We start from the raw sequence: 20,495 nt of genomic DNA on the forward strand, positions 1-20,495 counted from the left end.
ACACTTCTTGATTTTTATGTGTAGATATGATTGTCTTTTCTCAATAAAATGGGGGAGTAAGAAACTGATGATCGCACGTGTTACAACTGTTGCTTTTCGCGGTCTAGAAGCTGTCCCTGTTGATGTACAGGTTATGATTTCTTCCGGTAAAATAGGAATGGCGATTGTTGGTTTAGCCGATAAAGCAATCGGAGAAAGCCGCGAACGTGTGCAAGCAGCCCTTCACGCTTGTGGCCTTTCTATGCCTAACAAACGCGTTACTATTAATCTTGCACCAGCCAATTTACCTAAAGAGGGATCACATTATGATTTGCCAATTGCTGTGGGTTTAATGCTTGTTATGGGGCTTATACCTCCCGAAGTAGCACAAGATTACATCATTTTAGGTGAATTATCACTGGATGGTTCACTTACAGCTGTCAATGGTGTTTTACCAGCTGCAATGACAGCTTTATCACTCGATAAAGGACTTATTTGTCCTTACCCATGCGGACCTGAAGCAGCATGGGCTGACGCAGAGATGAATATTCTTGCACCTGAAAACCTTCTTACGATAGTTAATCACTTTAAAGGAACACAAATTCAAAAACGTCCACAACCACGCCAGTACACAATTCAAACTGAACTTCCAGATCTTTGTGAAATTAAAGGACAAAAAACCGCTAAACGTGCATTAGAAGTTTGCGCCGCTGGACGGCATAATCTCCTATTTGTAGGTCCTCCTGGTGCGGGAAAATCTATGTTAGCCCAACGTTTACCTTCTATTTTGCCGCCTCTTGATAGCCGTGAGCTCTTAGATGTTTCTTTGATTGCTTCTATCACAGGAGAAACCGTGCATAATACCATTTCACTCCACTGCCCCTTTCGTGCCCCGCATCATTCTGCTTCCATGGCAGCAATGATCGGTGGTGGTCTTAAAGGAAGACCAGGAGAAGTTTCACTTGCACATAATGGCATTTTATTTCTTGATGAATTGCCTGAATTTTCTCCACAGGTCCTTGATTCTCTTCGTCAACCTTTAGAGAGTGGAGAATGTGTTATTGCCCGTGCTAATCACCATATCAGCTATCCTGCCCGTATCCAACTCATTGCTGCTATGAATCCTTGTCGATGTGGTATGGCAGGAGAAAAAGACACTGTTTGTGCAAAAGGAATACGCTGTCAAATTGATTATCAATCCCGTATTTCTGGTCCTCTGCTTGACCGAATTGATTTGCGGATTGATGTCCCTGCATTAACAGCTATGGATCTTATGCAACCAGAACAAGCAGAAAAAAGCTGTGATGTTGCAAAACGTGTTGCACGATGTCGTGCCATTCAAACCAAACGATTTACAGCTTTGGGCCTTGACCATATTCGCACCAATGGTGATTGTCCTGCTAAAATCATCGAACAAATTGCCATTCCTGACCAAAATGCTGCTAAACTCTTACGGGATGTGAGTGAAAAAATGCACCTTTCTGCACGCGCCTATCATCGCATTCTCAAAGTTGCACGTACCATTGCTGATCTCGACGAAGAAAACTATCTTTTACGCCATCATCTCGCAGAAGCTATTTCCTACCGACTAGGCACTGAAAGATTAACAGCTCTCTCTTAAGAAAAATATTCATCAATAAAAACTAATTGGAAAATAACGCAAATAAAGCTCGGTAAGTTTGCCATCATTTTCGAGAGATTTCAGAGCATAATTGAGTATATCAATTAATTGTTCGTTCTTTTTTGCAACAGCAAGACGCATTCCTTGCCCCAATAACTGGGGAGCTATATACGCCCCTCCAACAAAATAGCAGCAATCATTGGACTTTGGGTCATTAAGCCATAATGATAAAGCAAATCCATCATCAAAAATAAGATCAATTTTATGGTTCTGTAGCGCTTTATAGAGCTCTACCCTGTCTTTAAATCCTTGCCATTTAGCTTTAGGAAAATAGCTATGAAAGAGTTTTTCGTGCGCACTCTTGAATACCCCCCCACTGCGTAAATATGTAAGCCCATCGCTTACCAGCTCATCAAAATTCACAGGTTGAGAAGCAACAAATCGAGCCGGAAAGCGGAGATAAGACTTTGTAAAAACAAGATCTTGATATGTTTTAGTTGTTTCTTTTAAACCGGCAATAATTACTTCTGCGCCACCATCTTTTACATGCTCTACAAGCTCTTCCCAAGGAACAACTTCCACCTCACAAAGTTTCTCAAGATTTAATTTTGAACAAATAGCCCGCAATAAATCGATATTATATCCTGCAAGGTGCCCTGTTTTATCAAGAAAGTTAAAAGGAGGAAAATCAAAAGTTGTCACAAAACGCAAACGAATTATATCTATTATATCAGGTTTTAGCAAATGTTCATGCGAATCAAAAAAAGAGGGGAGTCCTCCAACTGTTTTAGTTTCTGCAAAAGAGGAAAAAAGAAATCCCCATACTAAACATAAGACTCCAATAAGAATATTGAATCCATTTACAAGTTTCCTTATTTTCAAAATCTTCCCCCCATTTTTCAAAGCAAAAATACAACTCTTCCAGCTACATTATCTAACGCATTTCACTGAAATATCTGCCATTTTAATGAATTAAAATTGTTTCTATTCTTTCAAATTGTCAAAAAATAACAGTTTCTCTATAATTTTTAGAATAGAGGCATATAAATTTTCTCGAAAATTTCTTCATACAAATCACAAAATAAAACACTTCCCAAAAAGTGATTTTTTTAGCTTGAAATGTAAATAAAAAACCTGATCATCGTCAGTTTTATTTTCTTCTATAATCAATAAGTTGTGTACACTTTTGACCTGACTAAACAATTTGATCAAAATCCTTTGTACAGCCAAATAATGCAAAAGCATATCACTCGTTTATAAACATTGAAGGATTACACATAAAAGCACAAAATTTGCCCTTTTTCTCTCACTTTTCGTGTAACCGAAAAATTCAAGTGACTATCGGTTCCCAATCAAAACATGCAGACCTTTTGGAATATAAACTTCGTCAGATCACATTTTACGTATTTTTACATCTGATATACAACACAACAGTACAAAAATGTTTGTGTATGCAAAAATCATTCTCTACTCTTATATACCAACAGATGTTGAATATAAATCTGATATACGGTAAATATCTAATATGGTTATTCCATAAATAACTGGACAGAACGTTAAGCTTCGAAAAAGTTGATGAAATATCGCAAATTAAATACAGAAATGGATTAACTTTATGAGTGATGAAATAACCTCGCCTACACAAAATGGTGATTATGATGCCGCTTCTATCAAAGTTCTTAAGGGGCTTGATGCCGTACGTAAACGTCCTGGCATGTATATCGGTGATACAGATGATGGTTCAGGCTTACACCATATGGTCTATGAGGTTGTAGACAATGCCATTGATGAAGCTTTAGCCGGTCATGCTACTCTTGTGAATGTCACACTCCATGCTGATGGCTCTTGTTCTGTTCGTGATAATGGTCGTGGAATTCCAACAGATATCCACCCGACAGAGGGTATTTCAGCAGCTGAAGTTATTATGACACAGCTTCATGCCGGCGGAAAATTTGATCAAAACTCTTATAAAGTTTCAGGAGGGTTACACGGTGTTGGTGTTTCCGTTGTTAATGCATTATCCGTTTGGCTTAAATTGCAAATCAAACGTAATGGTAAAATTCATGAAATGTCATTTACCCACGGGGTCGCAGATTCTCCATTAAGTGTTATTGGCGATTGTGATACAGAAAGTGGAACAGAAATCAGATTTTTACCAAGCTCTGAAACCTTTACGATGGTTGAATTTGATTTTGAAACTTTGGAACGTCGTTTACGGGAACTCGCTTTTTTAAATTCTGGCATCCATATTCTTCTTGTTGATGAACGTCATGCTGATATTCAATCCGTTGAACTCCATTATGAAGGTGGATTAATTGAATTTGTCAAATATATTGACCAAACGAAAAAAGCACTCCTTGATAATCCTATTTACATTGCAAGTGAAAAGGATGGCATGAGTGTCGATGTTGCCCTTTGGTGGAATGATTCCTATCATGAAAAAGTCTTGTGTTTTACAAATAATATTCCGCAGCGTGATGGTGGAACCCACTTAATAGGTTTCCGCAGTGCTTTAACGCGTCAAATTAATGGATATGCTGAATCTTCAGGCATTGCAAAAAAAGAAAAAGTTAACTTAACGGGTGATGATTGTCGTGAAGGACTAACCGCTATTCTTTCTGTCAAAGTTCCTGATCCAAAATTTTCTTCACAGACAAAGGACAAATTGGTTTCTTCTGAAGTGCGCCCTATTGTTGAAAATTTGGTAAATGAAGGTCTTTCAGCATGGCTGGAAGAACATCCTAATGAAGCAAAGTTGCTCATTAGTAAAGTGGTAGAAGCTGCAACAGCACGCGAAGCAGCACGCAAAGCACGTGAACTCACAAGACGAAAAGGCGCTCTTGATATCACTTCTCTCCCAGGAAAACTTGCAGATTGCCAAGAACGTGATCCAGCAAAATCAGAAATTTTTATTGTTGAGGGAGATTCTGCTGGTGGTTCAGCAAAAAGTGGACGTTCTCGTCAAAATCAAGCGATTTTGCCTCTACGCGGTAAAATCCTTAATGTCGAACGGGCACGGTTTGACCGAATGCTTTCATCGGATATGATTGGAACACTTATTACCGCCCTTGGAACTTCTATTGGTAAAGATGAATTTTCACCAGATAAATTGCGTTATCATAAAATTATTATTATGACAGATGCAGATGTTGATGGTGCTCATATCCGCACCCTTCTCCTTACCTTCTTTTTTAGACAAATGCCTGAATTGATTGAACGTGGACACCTTTATATCGCTCAACCACCTCTTTATAAAGTATCGCGGGGAAAATCTTCTCAATATATTAAAAATGAAGCAGCATTCGAAGAATTTTTAATCAATACGGGACTAGAAGAAACAACTCTAGAATTGTCAACAGGTGAGATGCGTGCAGGTGCTGATTTACGCCAACTTGCTGAAGACGCCCGTATGTTGCGCCAACTTTTAAATGGTCTTCATACACGCTATGATCGCACGGTTGTTGAACAAGCAGCAATTGCTGGTATCTTTAATCCTGAAGCCCTTTCAACACCAGAAAAAGCTCAAGAAACAGCACATAAAGTCGCAACCCGTCTCGATTTAATTGCCGATGATATAGAACGTGGTTGGAGCGGTCAGTACAAGTCAGATGGAAGTTTATGTTTTGAACGTATTTTACGCGGCGTTAAAGATGTTATTACCTTAGATGCAGGGCTTATCAATTCAGCTGATGCGCGTCAAATTGACCGTGTTTCTAAAAGTTTCATAGAAATATATAGTCCTCCCCCACTACTCCATCGTAAAGACAAATCAGAGCGCATTTTTGGACCCATGAGTTTACTAGAAAGCATTTTTGCAAATGGTAAAAAAGGCATTACTCTCCAACGTTACAAAGGTCTTGGAGAAATGAATGCTGAACAGCTTTGGGAAACGACACTTGATCCTGATGCGCGCTCTCTTTTACAAGTTAAAATTAATGATGCAACCGATGCAGATTCACTCTTTTCTCGTCTCATGGGTGATGAAGTTGAGCCTCGGAGAATTTTTATTCAAGATAATGCCTTAAGCGTTGCCAATCTCGATATCTAAAGGTACTCTTTTGTTTCTAGCTGTATAAGCATCATGGTTTTATACGTTGTTTTTCGTATTTGAACATTCCTTTTAACTTCAACTACGATAAAAGAAAAACTAAGGAAGGTCATGTATTATGGCAGCTGAAACAGAACGCGTAGGAGCCAAAGGTGGTATGGAGCACTCTTTTGGCTTTACAAGAGTCGATGAAGCACAAAAACAATCCATGGTTGATGGTGTGTTCCACTCTGTCGCTGAAAACTATGATAAGATGAATGATATATTATCATTAGGATTACACCGTGTGTGGAAAAATTCTATGGTGGCATGGCTTTCTCCACCAGCAATTTCAAATTGGAAATTTCTTGATGTGGCTGGAGGTACTGGTGATATCGCTTTCCGTATTCTTAATGCTTCACGGCAAAAAGCCCATGCTACAATCCTTGATATTAATGGCTCAATGCTCAGTGTTGGTAAAAAACGTGCACAAAAAAATGGTCTCGCTCCTCTGATTGATTTTGTTGAAGCCAATGCAGAATATCTCCCTTTTGAAGATCAAAGCTTTGATGCCTATACTATTGCCTTTGGAATCCGCAATGTGCCCCATATTGACAAAGCTCTTAGAGAAGCTTTTCGTGTTTTAAAGCCAGGTGGGCGTTTCCTCTGTTTAGAATTTTCAGATGTTGAAATGCCTTTGCTTGACAAGCTTTATGACTTTTGGTCTTTCTATGCTATCCCTAAGATTGGCCAAGTCATTGCAAATGATGGGGATGCTTATCGTTATTTGGTTGAATCTATTCGTAAATTTCCTAAACAAAACGATTTTGCCCATATGATCAATCAAGCAGGTTTTTCGCGCGTATCGTATCGTAATCTTACGGGTGCGATCGCAGCCTTGCACTCAGGTTGGAAAATTTAAAATGGCGCAAATTTCTACTTACTTTCAATTAATGCGCGCAGGATGGGTTTTAGCGCGTGAAGGCGTTTTAAGCGCTCTGCCTCACGAGGATCTTCAAGGTTTTCCAGCATTATGTCATCGCATAGCAGATATGTTAGCACGACGAAAAACAAAAAAAAAGCAACGCTGTGAAAATATAACTTATGCTATCAATAAGCTTGGGCCCTCTTACATAAAACTTGGGCAATTTCTTGCTACAAGACCAGATGTTGTTGGACATGATATTGCAGAAGATTTGGCACAGCTACAAGATCGTGTTCAAACATTTTCTTGCACTGCTGCTATTGCACAAATTGAAAGTTCGCTTGGTCGATCCATCAATGATTTGTTCGTAAACTTTTATCCACCCATTGCCGCCGCTTCTATTGCCCAAGTTCATCCTGCTGAATACGATGATGGAACCGGTCATAAAAAAAAATGTGCTGTTAAAGTCATCCGCCCCAATATCAGAACACGTTTTGCTAAAGATCTTAGAAGTTTCTATCTGGTTGCCCATTTACAAGAGCGTTATATACCAGCTTCTCGACGGCTACGTCCTGTCTGTGTGGTTGATACTTTAGCACAAACCACACGTATTGAAATGGACTTACGATTAGAAGCAGCTGCCATATCAGAAATGGCTGAAAATATTCAATATGATACAGGCTTTCGGGTTCCAAAAATCGACTGGGAACGAACAGGACGCAATGTTCTCACAATGGAATGGATAGATGGTATAAGAATATCTGAAATTTCTGCCCTCAAAGAAGCTGGTTTTGATTTGCAAGCGCTTGCAATTACGCTTATTCAGTCTTTTCTTCGCCATACATTGCGTGATGGTTTTTTTCACGCAGACATGCATCCTGGTAATTTATTTGTAGACCCAAAAGGATGTATTGTTGCTGTTGATTTAGGAATTACAGGACGATTAGGTAAAAAAGAAAAGCATTTCCTTGCTGAAATCCTTTACGGCTTTATTACGCGCGATTACCATCGCGTAGCACGTGCACATTTTGAAGCAGGATATGTGCCTCCACACCATAATATTGAAAGCTTTGCTCAAGCCAATCGTGCTATTGGTGAACCAATTCACGGACAATCAGCGCAAAGCATTTCCATGGCTAAGCTACTCACATTGTTGTTTGAAGTCACTGAATTGTTTGACATGCAAACACGACCTGAACTTTTACTACTCCAAAAAACTATGGTTGTCGTGGAAGGCGTAGCCCGTACATTGGACCCTCATTTTAATATGTGGAAAGCTTCTGAACCCGTTGTCAGAGAATGGATTAGCAAAAATTTAGGACCCGTTGGAATTGCAAAAGACTTCAGTGAAGGGGCGCAAGCACTCCTTTCTCTGGCACGCAAAACACCACAATTAATACAAAATTTTCAGCGTATAGAAGAAGATCTCAATAAAATGAGAGAAACAGGATTTAATCTTTCACCTCTCACACTTAAAAAACTTGCTCATGAGCAAAGTCGTACCAACCGTTATGCTCGTTATAGTCTGTTCATCATTGCGCTTTGTTGTGTTTGTCTCACCTTTTACATTTTTAATCTTTTCTAATCTGCTCAATATGCTAAAAAATATCAATGATGAAATCATTGAAATCATTTTGTTTCTTGGATATATCTTATGGCCAGTCTTACCATTCGTAATCTTTCCCCTGAAATCAAAGAAGCTTTACGCATACGTGCCGCAAAAAATGGCATTTCTATGGAAGAGGAAGTCCGCCGCCTTTTAAGCAGTTTCACCACTCCATCTATATCCCCTTCTCAAGCAAGCACCCTTGAGACGCAATCATTGCAATCAAAGTCACTGCTTCTCATTATCGGAGGCAGTATAGCAGCCTATAAAGCGCTTGATCTGATTCGCCGCTTGCAAGAACGGGGAGCACACTTAAACATTATTATGACAAAAGCAGCACAAAAATTTATTACGCCTTTAGCCGCTGAAGCTCTCAGTGGTCGTACTGTGTATAGCGATTTGTTCTCACGCGAAGAAGAACATGACATCGGCCATATTCGGTTAGCGCGTGATGCTGATCTCATTATTTTAGCTCCTGCCACAGCCAATCGCATTGCAAAAATAGCCAATGGCATAGGTGATGATTTGGCTGATTGTGTGCTTTTAGCAGCACGCTGTCCACTCTTGATTGCACCAGCTATGAACCCAACAATGTGGACACATCCAGCAACTGTTCGCAATGTTGCAAAATTACGCACAGATGGCATTCATATCGTAGGACCAGAAATTGGCAAAATGGCTGAACGCGATGAAAGTGGCTGCGGGCGTATGAGTGAACCCTTAACCATTGTAGCTGCAGCAGAAGCTCTTTTAGGTGTACAAGAAAAGCCGCTTTCTGGTCGCCATTTCATTGTCACTTCTGGTCCTACCCATGAACCAATCGATCCTGTCCGTTATCTTGCTAATCGTTCTTCTGGTAAACAAGGACACGCTATTGCAACAGCTCTTGCACATTTAGGTGCCAAAGTGACACTTATTTGTGGACCGGTTAACCTTACCGCTCCCAAAGAGGTGAAAACCATCCGTGTTGAAACAGCATGTCAGATGTTACAAGCCGTTCAAGCTGCATTACCTGCCGATGGTGCAATTTTTGTCGCTGCTGTTTGCGATTGGCGCAGCCAAACACACTCTGTACATAAGATCAAAAAAAGTTCTCATAAAACACCACCATCCTTGCATATGGTAGAAAATCCAGACATCTTAGCAACAATTGGACATGCTCCAAACCGCCCGCCACTGGTAATTGGGTTTGCTGCTGAAACTTGTGACATAATTGCAAATGCGCAAAAAAAATGTGCCGAAAAAGGAGCAAACTTTATTCTTGCTAATGATATTTCTCTTCACCCTGATGGCACAAGTGTCATGGGCGCTGATACAAATCAAGTTTGTCTTGTTAGCAAAGACAATGTCGAACAGTGGCCGCACATGAATAAACAACAAGTAGCACAAAAATTAGCAAAGGTTATTGTATCATTCTTCGAGTCTTATAGCCCTACTCACTAATGAGTAAAAAACTCTTTGTTTCAAATGAAAATAAAAATTCCGCAAAAATGAACCGATCAAATGCTTTAAAAAATGCAATACCAAACAAAAAATAAATGGTATGCATTAAAGAACGTAAAAATACTTAATACGTATAATTCCTAATCGAATAATTTTCTTTGTACAAAGAGTAATCTTCTGCATATTTGAAAGAAATGAAACTCTTTACATGTTTGAGCCTTTTATAACACAGATAATTTTGGCGGTTTTATTGCTATTCACTTTTGTTGCTTATTTTATGAGCATGACAAAAAAATCTATCAGATTTTTCTAAAATGTATGAAGAATAAAAATATTTTTTCTTGACTGTTTATCCTTAAACAACAACATTATAAGCTTTACGAAATAAGTTCCTATATAAAGCTCATCAATCTCTCTCTTGTTTTCACTTTTTTTCTCTTATTTACTTGATTATTATGATTTTTACTTCCGCCTATCGCGCTTTACAACGCCTTCTAACCCCACAGTATCGCATTATGTTATTGAAAGCATTGGGGATTACTTTCGTTGTGCTTATTATTCTATGGTTATGTATACACCAGCTTTTTGTGTCCTATTTTTGGCCTTGGATTGCTCATTTTTTTCCTGGATTACCCAGTTGGGCAGGATGGTTGGGATTGGGCATGCTTATCATTTTTAATCTTGGTTTAGCTTTGCTGATGGCTTTTTTTATCGCCCCAATCACCGCTATGATTGGTAGTTTTTTCATTGATTCTGCTGCTGAAATTATTGAAAAAGAAGATTATCCAAACGAGCCTATTGGACATGCCATGCCGTTTGGACGTTCTCTCATTCTCTCTTTTAAATTTGTTCTCTTAAGCCTTCTCGGCAATGGAATCGCTTTTCTTTTGTTTTTCATTCCAGGTATCAATTTGATCGCCTTTTATGTTATTAATGGCTACTTACTTGGTCGTGAATATTTTGTGTTTGCCGCTTACCGTTTTCGAACGGAGCATGAAGCACATGCTTTTTTACGCGTTCATTACTTAACTGTTTTTGGGGCAGGATTATTGATCGCGCTTTTTGTTTCGGTTCCTATCCTTAACTTAGCAACACCGCTTTTCGCAGCCGCCTTTATGACACACTTACACAAAATGCTTTCCCAAAAGACCACCGTATGCATCACACAAAAATAACGATGCGTATTCACTTAAAAGCTACAGAGTGCATGAATAAAAGAGAGTTTAAAATAGACTCTCTCTTTTTAAACAACTGCCTTCATTGCTTTCATAAAAAGAACCCCTTTAAAAAATCTTGCTCTGGTACTGGTACTTCGTTAACATAGCATTATCATGGCCATTGTTATCATGAACTGTTATAGTCTTTATAATTTTAAGGCTTCTTTTGCTTCAAAACCGTTGGTATTAATGATAAAGTGAATGTTCGTTTTTATCAGTAGCAAATGAGGAACAGCGTAGGGAATAAATTGTGATATCAAAGCAATAGAATAACATAAGTTCTTAAAAATGCTGAGAGATTTGTTATAAGGAATGCTCTCATGCAGCTGACTGCTATGATATGGAAAATAAAAATTAAAGGATAATGGAGTTAGAGCTATACGTGTACTTGTAAAAGTATTAAAGAGATTCGTTCATTTTAATGTAAAGTGGATCTCATCACTTCAATCCTAGTATTCTTTCAAATCGTGCAAAAAATGTATAATATTTAAAGAGAGGCTATAAAGATGAACTGGATTACAAGTTATGTTCGTCCTAAAATTAACTCCATATTGGGGCGCCGTGAAATTCCAGATAATCTATGGATTAAAGATCCCACCAGTGGTGAAATGGTCTTTCATAAAGATCTGGAAATGAATCAATATGTCATTCCCAATTCTGGTTATCACATGCGTATTAGCGCTAAAAATCGTCTTATGCATTTTTTTGATGATGGCGTTTATACGCCTCTTGAAAATCCAAAAGTCGTAACAGATCCTTTAAAGTTTCGCGATGAAAAACGCTATATCGACAGGTTAAAAGATTATCGTTCTAAACTTGGAGTTGATGACAACATTTTAAGTGCACATGGTACTATCGAAGGCTTACCAATTATAGCCACCGTTCAAGACTTTGCTTTTATGGGTGGATCACTTGGTATGGCTTCAGGAGAAGCTATCATTAAAGCTTTTGAGACTGCCATTGCCGAAAAATGTCCTTTAGTTCTTTTTGCTGCTTCTGGCGGTGCACGCATGCAAGAAGGAACACTTTCATTGATGCAAATGCCCCGTACAACAGTCGCAATTGAAATGCTGAAAGAAGCAAAACTTCCTTATATTGTTGTTCTTACCAATCCAACCACAGGTGGTGTTACTGCTTCTTACGCCATGCTTGGCGATATTCACATTGCTGAACCCGGTGCTATGATTGGTTTTGCGGGACCACGAGTGATTCAACAAACCATACGTGAAACTTTACCTGAAGGTTTTCAAAGTAGTGAATATCTTCTCGAACATGGCATGATTGACATGGTTGTCTCGCGTTTAGAAATGAAAACCACCATTGCACGCCTTTTACGCTTGATGATGAAATGTCCTGCAACTGTTCATCCTTCCAATCCATCTCCAACAGATTCTCAGGTACCACTTTCTAATACAAAAGCTGCTTAAGCTCATGGAAAAAAGCCAAGTACAGAGGATGATAGATGATTTACTAAAAAACTATCCCAAAAAATTTGATCTTTCTTTAGAGCGTATTGTTCGCCTTTTAGAACGACTTGGTAATCCACATTTAAAGCTTGCACCTGTTATTCACATTGCTGGAACAAATGGCAAAGGATCTGCTTGTGCAATTTGTCGTGCTCTTTTGGAAAGTGCAGGTTATCGCGTTCATGTCTATAGCTCACCTCATCTTGTCAACTGGAATGAACGCTGCAGGTTAGGTCAAAAAGGAAGAGGTGAACTTGTTACAGAGAGCCAATTGGCTGAAACAATTCGTGAAATTATAAAAGTGAATTGTCAAGAATCGATCACTATTTTTGAAATTTTCACAGCAGCAGCTTTTATGCTGTTTAGTACGCATCCAGCTGATGTCGTAATTTTAGAAGTTGGGTTAGGAGGGCGTTTTGATGCCACCAATGTCATTAATAAGCCAGCTGTATCGCTTATTATGCCCATCGATTATGATCATGAAGCTTTTCTTGGAAACACAATTGCACAAATTGCTTTTCAAAAAGGGGGAATTATCAAACCATCAGTTCCTGTGGTTATTGGTAAACAAAGCCACGAGGAAACTCTTTCACTTTTAACAACCCTTGCGGATAAAAATAAATCCCCTTATTCTTTGTTTGATCAAGATTATCAAAGCTATACAGAATATGGACGTATGGTCTTTCAAAATAGTCAAGGTCTCATGGATCTTCCTCTTCCTAACCTCATTGGTGCTCATCAAATTGCCAATGCTGGCGCTTCTCTTGAAGCAATTCATCAAGCAGGTTTTCAACTTTCAGAACAAGCAATAAGTCACGCTTTGCAAAATATTTATTGGCCCGCACGAATGCAACATCTTACCCATGGACTTTTGGTTGACCAACTCTCTCCTAGTATTGATTTATGGTTAGATGGTGGGCATAATCCTGCTGCTGGAAAAATTGTTGCAGCAGAACTTACCCAATGGAGAAAAAAAACAAACCGTCCTTTTATTATGATCGCTGGCATGCTCAATACCAAAGATGCTGTTGGTTATTTTCGTCCTTTAGCCAACCTTGTAGATAAAATCTATACAATCCCTCTGACCGATAACACAGCAGGTATTTGTCCAAAGATTTTAGCTGAATCTGCTCGAAAAGTAGGCCTCTTCGCCATCCCTCAAGCTCATCTACAAGATGCCTTACAGAGAATTAACTTAGAGCATAAAGATGCAATTGTCCTTATTGGCGGTTCCCTTTACCTTGCCGGTGATATTTTACGTGACAATAAAACACCACCATGTTAGAAATTGATTATTCATAGAGCTTTGAAAGATAGACCTTGTAATCATGCAACTTGATTGTGCACTTTATCAACATCCTAAACTTATTACTGTTTTTGGCGGATCTGGTTTTGTAGGACGACATGTCGTTGAAACTCTAACCAAACGTGGTTATCGCGTTCGCATTGCGGTTCGTTGTCCACAAAAAGCTTATTATATGCTGCAAATAGGAGAAGTAGGCCAAACCCAAATGCTTAAAACTGATATCAAGCATCGTGCCTCTGTTGCGCGGGCATTGCTTGGAGCAGAGGGCGCAGTCTTTCTTCCTGGTAGTTTAACACAAGCAAATCAATCGAACTTTCAAAAAATACAAATTGATGGTACACAAAATGTCTCTGAGTTAACCGCTGAAGCTGGTATTCCACTTCTCTATATGTCAGCACTTGTAGCCAATGAAAACGCTTCATTTCTTTATGCACGCGTTAAATCTATGTGTGAGAAAATTGTTCACAGCAAACATCCTCAAGCAATTATTATGCGCCCCTCTGTTATCTTTGGGCCAGAGGATTGTTTTTTCAACACCTTAGCAAACTTTTCACGTTTTTTACCGATTATGCCTCTTTTTGGAGGGGGACAGAGCAAATTGCAGCCCGTATATGTTGGCGATATCGCTGAATTTGTCGTGCGCGCTTTAGAAGGACAGGTTATCTCTGGAAAAAGCTATGATCTTGGGGGACCCCAAACTGTCACATTCCAAAATGTTCTTGAAAATATATTAAAAATCGTTCACCGTAAAAAAACAATTCTCTCCATGCCTCTTTCTGCTGGTCTATTGATTGGAGGTATTTTGGGGACTATCGGTAAACTGCCTCTCTTACCAACATTCCTCACAGCTCATCAAATACGCTTCCTGCAAGTGGATAATATTGTTTCTCAAGAAGCTATAGAAAATGGATATACTTTAGAAGGAGCAGGAATTTCTCCCAAAACAATGGCTGCTCTCTTACCAAGTTATCTCTGGAGATTTCGTCCACAAGGTCAATTCTCAAAAAATTTGCCAGCTTAACACATACTCTCACAATAATGAATCAAGCTTTTGATTGATGATGTTTCATTTGTCTCCTCTTGAAATGAGAGAACTGAATAACGTCATATTTTTTCATTTCAATCTTTTGTACTCAAGATTATAAAAATTCTATCCGCATATCACAAGAAAGAGCATTCTATGGATAAAAATGGGTTTAGCCTATTGCGCTAAGAATATAAGGATAATGGTATCGCCTATATTATACTATTTACAAACCAGCACTAGGAAAAGGAATGACAAACAGGGGGAGACATTTCTTTAAAAAGCGCGTAAACGATAAACACAATGACGCACTATTCTGCGTAAAAGGACATGATGTTATTAAAAAGAACGCGTTACGCAAAATGCTAGGCATAACGCAATTTTCATTATTTAAAAGATATTGCGGTGGACATTTTTGAAAGTTGTAAAACCAAACTCCAAAAGAGAGGAAATCTGAGAAATCCTTCTTATCGCTACGCCTTCATGTTTTTCCCAAATGAAGCTATGTTCTGATTTGAGATTAAACCTTGTAGAATAGCCAATATTCTAATTCCAATCTGCTATACAAACGCTAGGATAGCTTCTCTCTGGTCTGTCTTAAGTTCTATCCCAAATATACGGCTGATCTTAACAAACAATCACAAAACGCGCATATTGTGAATGCCTATTCCTTTTGGAAGCTAATGAACCTTTATTTAAAAAATATCTGTATGGATGAAATTCACATATTTTATTCTTTTTTCAAAAAAATAATCTCATAACAATTTTTCTTGTCACATTGTCATTTTTTTACAATTCAAAAGCAATAAAATTTGATGAATTTTGCTTACTTAAAAAAATCTATGAGTCCTTTCCTCTTATTTTACAGGAATATTATCATTTAAGACGTAAATGTGAATTTATATGACAAGTTTATGGAGATTTGAGAAGGAAATTTTCTACATAAAGAAGTCTTTCTATTGGCTTGCATTTTTTTTTAATTTCTCCTACCGTCTTCTTTAATTTCTACTACCCTTTGGGGATAAACAATTTTAAAGGAATTCAAAGAATGGCAACTCAAGATTATGTTGTCAAAGATATTGCACTTGCTGCCTATGGGCGTAAAGAACTCGATATCGCCGAAACAGAAATGCCTGGTTTAATGGCTTGTCGTAAAGAGTTTTGTTCCAGCCAACCTTTGCGTGGAGCACGTATTTCTGGTTCATTGCATATGACGATTCAAACAGCTGTTTTGATTGAAACATTGAAAGCACTTGGCGCCGATGTACGGTGGAGTTCTAGCAATATTTTTTCTACGCAAGACCACGCCGCAGCAGCTATTGCAGCTACTGGCACCCCTGTTTTCGCAGTTAAAGGCGAAACTCTTGAAGAATATTGGGCTTATATAGATGCAATTTTCCAATGGCCTGATGGTAATCCTTCCAATCTCATTTTAGATGATGGAGCTGATGCTACAAACTATATTTTAGTAGGTTATCAAGCGGAAACAAATAAAAATATTCTTTCTGATCCTAAAACAGAAGAAGAGGGATTTTTTTTCAAACAAATTCAAAAACGTATGACTGCAACACCAGGGTTTTTCACACGCCAGCGTGCAGCAATCAAAGGTGTTAGTGAAGAAACCACAACGGGGGTACACCGTCTTTATCAACTACAAAAAGAAGGGCTTCTGCCTTTTCCTGCCATTAATGTCAATGATAGCGTCACTAAATCAAAATTTGATAACAAATACGGGTGTAGAGAATCATTGGTAGATGGTATCAGACGCGGGACAGACGTGATGATAGCTGGAAAAACAGCTATTGTCTGTGGCTATGGCGATGTAGGAAAAGGTTCAGCGGCCTCTCTTTCAGGTGCTGGAGCCCGTGTTAAAGTGACAGAAATTGATCCAATCTGCGCCCTTCAAGCAGCTATGGACGGCTATGAAGTCGTTGATTTAGATGATGCCGCCTCCAGTGCCGATATTATCATCACAACAACGGGCAATAAAGATGTTGTTCGCTTAGATCATATGCGACAAGTAAAAGATATGTGTATTCTTGGAAATATTGGTCACTTTGATAATGAAATCCAAGTCTCCGCTCTTCGAAATTTGCCATGGACAAATATTAAGCCGCAAGTCGATATGGTTACCTTTCCTGATGGAAAACGTATCATTTTGCTCTCTGAAGGACGTTTGCTTAATCTCGGTAATGCTACAGGACACCCCTCTTTTGTCATGTCAGCATCATTTACCAATCAAGTTTTAGCGCAAATTGAACTCTTTAACCGTTCCGAGCACTACAAAAATGAAGTAGCTGTTTTACCTAAACACCTTGATGAAAAAGTTGCGCGCCTTCACCTTGATCGTCTAGGAATAAAATTAAGCGTTTTATCAGAAGAACAAGCCGCATATATTGGAGTTACACCACAAGGACCTTATAAACCAGATCATTATCGTTACTAAAATGTTTCCTTGGGTTAAAAGAAAAGGGAAAAAGTGCCGTGCTCAACTTTGGTGATCATAACCCCAAAGAAAAAGCTCAAAAAATGATCCGAATCTATACGTACATTTTTTGCCTTTTTTGCCTTTTTTTTCCGACATATGTTGTTGCTCAATCATTGGAAATGGATCTCCCATTCCGCTTCACTTTACCAGATGGTCCATGGCTTCTTGTAGCGCTCTGTGGAGGACTTTTCTGTGCCTTACTTCTCACGTCCATGACAATTATTATGCGTGCGAAAAAAACTCCACAAAAACCTCTGCAGATCATTCAAGAAGATTTTTCTGAAAAACTTAAATATTATGAATGGCTTCTGGAAGAAACAGGGCAATTCCTTCTTATTTGGGAAAATCCAACAGCCTCACCTCGTGTAGTTGGAAATATTCCCTCATTACAAAAAGTAGGAATTCATCAGCAAAATTTTCAATGTTTTGAGCTCTGGCTTGAAGAAAATTCAAGACAAGAACTGGATCACGTATTAACGCTATTGCGTTACCAATCTCACCCTTTTGAACTTTCTATTACCACCACAAATAATATGCTGTTACAAGTTACAGGAGTCATTGCTGGAACAGCAGCCATTGCGCGTTTTCAAGATATCTCAACACAACAAAGTGAAAATGCTCGTTTACAGAAAGATATTTCCAGAATCCTCACCGAGCTTAGAATGCAGCGCAACCTTCTTGATCGTATTCAAGAACCTGTATGGATACGAGATTGTGAAGGGAATGTTTGTTTTATCAATCGTGCCTTTAGAGAAATAACCGGTTTTCGAGAAGGTAGCAATGAAGTAGATGATCTTTTCAATGACACACCACAAAACAAAACAGATGAAATAGAAACGATTTTTCAAGAGCATGTTCATACCGTCATTGGTGGAGAACGGCACCGTTTTCATCTGACACGGCTTACAACAGCTGAAGGAATGGCCGCTTTTGCGCATGATGATAGCGCATATGAAAATCTTGCCAATGAACTAAAACGCGTGCTGCAAAATCATTGTGAAACACTTGACCAAATCTCAACAGCTGTATCTGTTTTTGATATCAATCAAAAATTAAAATTCTGCAATCATGCTTTTAAAATTTTATGGCCATTAGAGAGTTCTTTTTTAGAAAGTGAACCAAGCCATACATTGTTTCTTGAACGTTTGCGTGAAAAAGGACTCATTGCTGAACACCCTGATTGGCGTGCGTGGAAAGAAGAACTTTTTAAAGCCTATCGGCAAACAGAATCTAATCAACAAATTTGGAATCTTCCAGATGGGCGTACAATACGGGTTATTTCTAGCCCTCACCCTCAAGGAGGTGTGACTTGGCTTTATGAAAATCTCACAGAAAAAATCGATCTCGAACGACGCTATAATACACTCATTAAAATACAAGGTGAAACACTTGATAAGCTTTCAGAAGGCGTAGTCGTTTTTGGCAGCGATGGGCGTCTTCGTTTATCGAATCCAGCCCTATCAAAATTATGGTCTCTTCCTTATAATTTGTCGGTAGAAGGTACCCATATTACACAATTACAAAGCCATTGTTCAACCTTAACCGTGGGGAAAGAATGGAACGAATTTACCAAATTTATTACAGGTTTTGATGAAAAACGCGATACATATTCAGGCCGTATGGACCTCATAAATGGAACAATCATTGACTATACATTGGTCCCACTTCCCAATGGACAAACAATGCTTACCTTCGTGAATGTTACAGACAGTGTCCATGTCGCGCGTGCTCTTCAAGAAAAAAATGAAGCCTTAGAAAGTGCTGATCGTTTGCGTAATGAATTTGTCCAACATGTTTCCTATGAATTACGTACACCTCTTACCAATATTATTGGATTTTCCGATATTTTACGTGATCAAATTTTTGGCTCTGTTAATGAACGCCAAAAGCAATATCTCGGGTATATTCACTCAGAATCAGGTACTCTTTTGAATATTGTTAATGATATTCTTGACCTTGCAACCCTTGATGCAGGCATTATGGAACTTGACATACAGTCAGTTAATATTGCTGATGCTATGGTGCAAGCGGTAACACGCGTGGAAGAGCGTCTTAATGGGCGTTATATTACGCTCTCACAACAAATTTCTCCTTCTTTAAATTTTATTTCTGCCGATGCAACACGCTTGCATCAAATCTTTGTGAATGTTCTTAGTAATGCCATTAATTTTGCAAAAGAGGCAAGCACGATTGAGTTTTGTGCAGACGAACAAGATGACCACATTGTCTTCAGTATCCACAATGAGGGATCTGATATTCCAGAGGATGTCCTTGATCGCGTTTTCAAACGTTTTTCTTCCCATTCACATCATGGTGGGCGTGCAGGAGCAGGCCTTGGTCTTTCCCTTGTTAAAAGCTTTGTTGAGCTTCATGGTGGACATGTTGAAATTCTCACCGGTACAGGACAAGGAACAACGGTTAAATGTTTTTTCCCAATTTCTAAAGGAGATAAAATTTTTTAATCCCATCGGTATATTATAAATTTTTTCATCCATTTCACGGAACTCTTCATGCATTTTAATTTTTTTCTTGAAAATGAAGAAGCAACACAAATTTTCGCGCAAGATTTAGCCCTCGCTTTAAAACCTGGTGATCTTGTGACGCTGCAAGGTGATCTTGGAACAGGAAAATCAACCATCGCACGTACAATCATTCACACACTTGCAAACGATGATACTCTAGATGTTCCAAGCCCTACCTTTACTCTTGTTCAAAACTATCAACTTCCACAATTTGAAATTATCCATGCTGATCTTTATCGCCTTTCCATGGCAGAAGAAATTGACGAATTAGGACTTCAAGAAGCACGTAAGCAAAATATTTTACTTGTTGAATGGCCAGAAAAAGGTGAAAATCTTTTAGGACCAGCTACTTTTGCTCTCACTTTACAATATAAGGATCATGGACGTCATGTGACTCTTATATCAGCACAACATTCGGCTGAACGTCTACAGCGATCTTTTGCAAATTCGCGCATTTTTAAAAATCCATAACCGCGATCATGTTTATCATCATTTTTGGCTGATGAGTCTTGTACACATACTTAAAAGCTTCTCAATGGTGAAATCACAAAGAAGTCCCCATGGATATACAAATTATGCAAACAATTATATATCTTGTAAAAGATATCCGATAATTTGTAGGGATTAACCAGCTTATTTTAGACAATGAATTTTCCACCCCCATATCTTTATCGAAGATCTTGAAAAAGATTTTTTGATTTTAGAAGATTTCGGACATGAAAGTCTTGCGGATCAAACCGTTAAGTCTCTAGAAGAGCGCTATATAGCTTTTAGCAAATCGCTGGCTGTCTTTCACCAAAAGCCGTGACCTTTAAAAAAACAATTTGCAACATTTGCGCTTCAAATTCCCTCTTATAATCGCTAAGTACTA

13 protein-coding genes are annotated in these 20,495 nt (G+C 38.6%); 12 read left to right on the forward strand and 1 reads right to left on the reverse strand.

What is annotated here, in order from left to right; translation table 11 throughout:
* The first annotated feature begins 67 nt into the window (after positions 1-67).
* Positions 68-1,600, forward strand: coding sequence for a YifB family Mg chelatase-like AAA ATPase (locus ME1_RS01515; protein WP_004862367.1), 1,533 nt, complete (start codon positions 68-70; stop codon positions 1,598-1,600).
* A 12-nt stretch (positions 1,601-1,612) separates the two neighbouring features.
* On the opposite strand, the gene ME1_RS01520 is transcribed toward ME1_RS01515, so the two are convergent.
* Positions 1,613-2,482, reverse strand: a complete 870-nt coding sequence (locus ME1_RS01520; RefSeq protein WP_004862369.1) for a transporter substrate-binding domain-containing protein — start codon at positions 2,480-2,482, stop codon at positions 1,613-1,615.
* 733 nt (positions 2,483-3,215) lie between these two features.
* Between ME1_RS01520 and gyrB the strand changes: the two genes are divergently transcribed.
* The 11 genes from gyrB to ME1_RS01575 all read left to right on the forward strand — a co-directional run bounded on the left by gyrB (position 3,216) and on the right by ME1_RS01575 (position 20,095).
* A complete protein-coding gene (gene gyrB, locus ME1_RS01525; protein ID WP_004862372.1) occupies positions 3,216-5,648 on the forward strand; it encodes a DNA topoisomerase (ATP-hydrolyzing) subunit B in 2,433 nt (810 codons plus the stop codon).
* 118 nt (positions 5,649-5,766) lie between these two features.
* Entirely contained in the window at positions 5,767-6,549 is a 783-nt protein-coding gene (gene ubiE / locus ME1_RS01530) for a bifunctional demethylmenaquinone methyltransferase/2-methoxy-6-polyprenyl-1,4-benzoquinol methylase UbiE (protein WP_004862373.1), read from the forward strand.
* Position 6,550: 1 nt separating this feature from the next.
* Entirely contained in the window at positions 6,551-8,137 is a 1,587-nt protein-coding gene (ubiB, locus tag ME1_RS01535; protein ID WP_004862375.1) for a 2-polyprenylphenol 6-hydroxylase, read from the forward strand.
* Positions 8,138-8,206: 69 nt separating this feature from the next.
* Positions 8,207-9,601: a bifunctional phosphopantothenoylcysteine decarboxylase/phosphopantothenate--cysteine ligase CoaBC gene (gene coaBC, locus ME1_RS01540; protein WP_004862377.1), complete on the forward strand. Its 1,395-nt coding sequence runs from the start codon at positions 8,207-8,209 to the stop codon at positions 9,599-9,601.
* 455 nt (positions 9,602-10,056) lie between these two features.
* A complete protein-coding gene (locus ME1_RS01545) occupies positions 10,057-10,776 on the forward strand; it encodes a sulfate transporter family protein (protein ID WP_004862378.1) in 720 nt (239 codons plus the stop codon).
* Between the two features lie 548 nt (positions 10,777-11,324).
* The gene (gene accD, locus ME1_RS01550) at positions 11,325-12,245 is read left to right on the forward strand and encodes an acetyl-CoA carboxylase, carboxyltransferase subunit beta (RefSeq protein WP_004862381.1); all 921 of its coding nucleotides are present in this window, start codon (positions 11,325-11,327) and stop codon (positions 12,243-12,245) included.
* 4 nt (positions 12,246-12,249) lie between these two features.
* A complete protein-coding gene (locus ME1_RS01555; protein ID WP_004862382.1) occupies positions 12,250-13,569 on the forward strand; it encodes a bifunctional folylpolyglutamate synthase/dihydrofolate synthase in 1,320 nt (439 codons plus the stop codon).
* A 43-nt stretch (positions 13,570-13,612) separates the two neighbouring features.
* Complete coding sequence (locus tag ME1_RS01560) at positions 13,613-14,611, forward strand: complex I NDUFA9 subunit family protein (RefSeq protein WP_004862384.1); 999 nt, start codon at positions 13,613-13,615, stop codon at positions 14,609-14,611.
* Between the two features lie 1,051 nt (positions 14,612-15,662).
* Entirely contained in the window at positions 15,663-17,060 is a 1,398-nt protein-coding gene (gene ahcY, locus ME1_RS01565; RefSeq protein WP_004862385.1) for an adenosylhomocysteinase, read from the forward strand.
* A 38-nt stretch (positions 17,061-17,098) separates the two neighbouring features.
* On the forward strand, positions 17,099-19,564 hold the full coding sequence (locus ME1_RS01570) for a sensor histidine kinase (RefSeq protein WP_004862387.1): 2,466 nt from the start codon (positions 17,099-17,101) through the stop codon (positions 19,562-19,564).
* A 48-nt stretch (positions 19,565-19,612) separates the two neighbouring features.
* The gene (locus ME1_RS01575) at positions 19,613-20,095 is read left to right on the forward strand and encodes a bifunctional alanine racemase/tRNA (adenosine(37)-N6)-threonylcarbamoyltransferase complex ATPase subunit type 1 TsaE (RefSeq protein ID WP_004862389.1); all 483 of its coding nucleotides are present in this window, start codon (positions 19,613-19,615) and stop codon (positions 20,093-20,095) included.
* The last annotated feature ends 400 nt before the right edge of the window (positions 20,096-20,495 follow it).

The sequence above is a fragment of the Bartonella vinsonii subsp. arupensis OK-94-513 genome, assembly GCF_000278235.1.
In the GTDB taxonomy this organism is placed as follows: Bacteria; Pseudomonadota; Alphaproteobacteria; order Rhizobiales; family Rhizobiaceae; genus Bartonella; species Bartonella arupensis.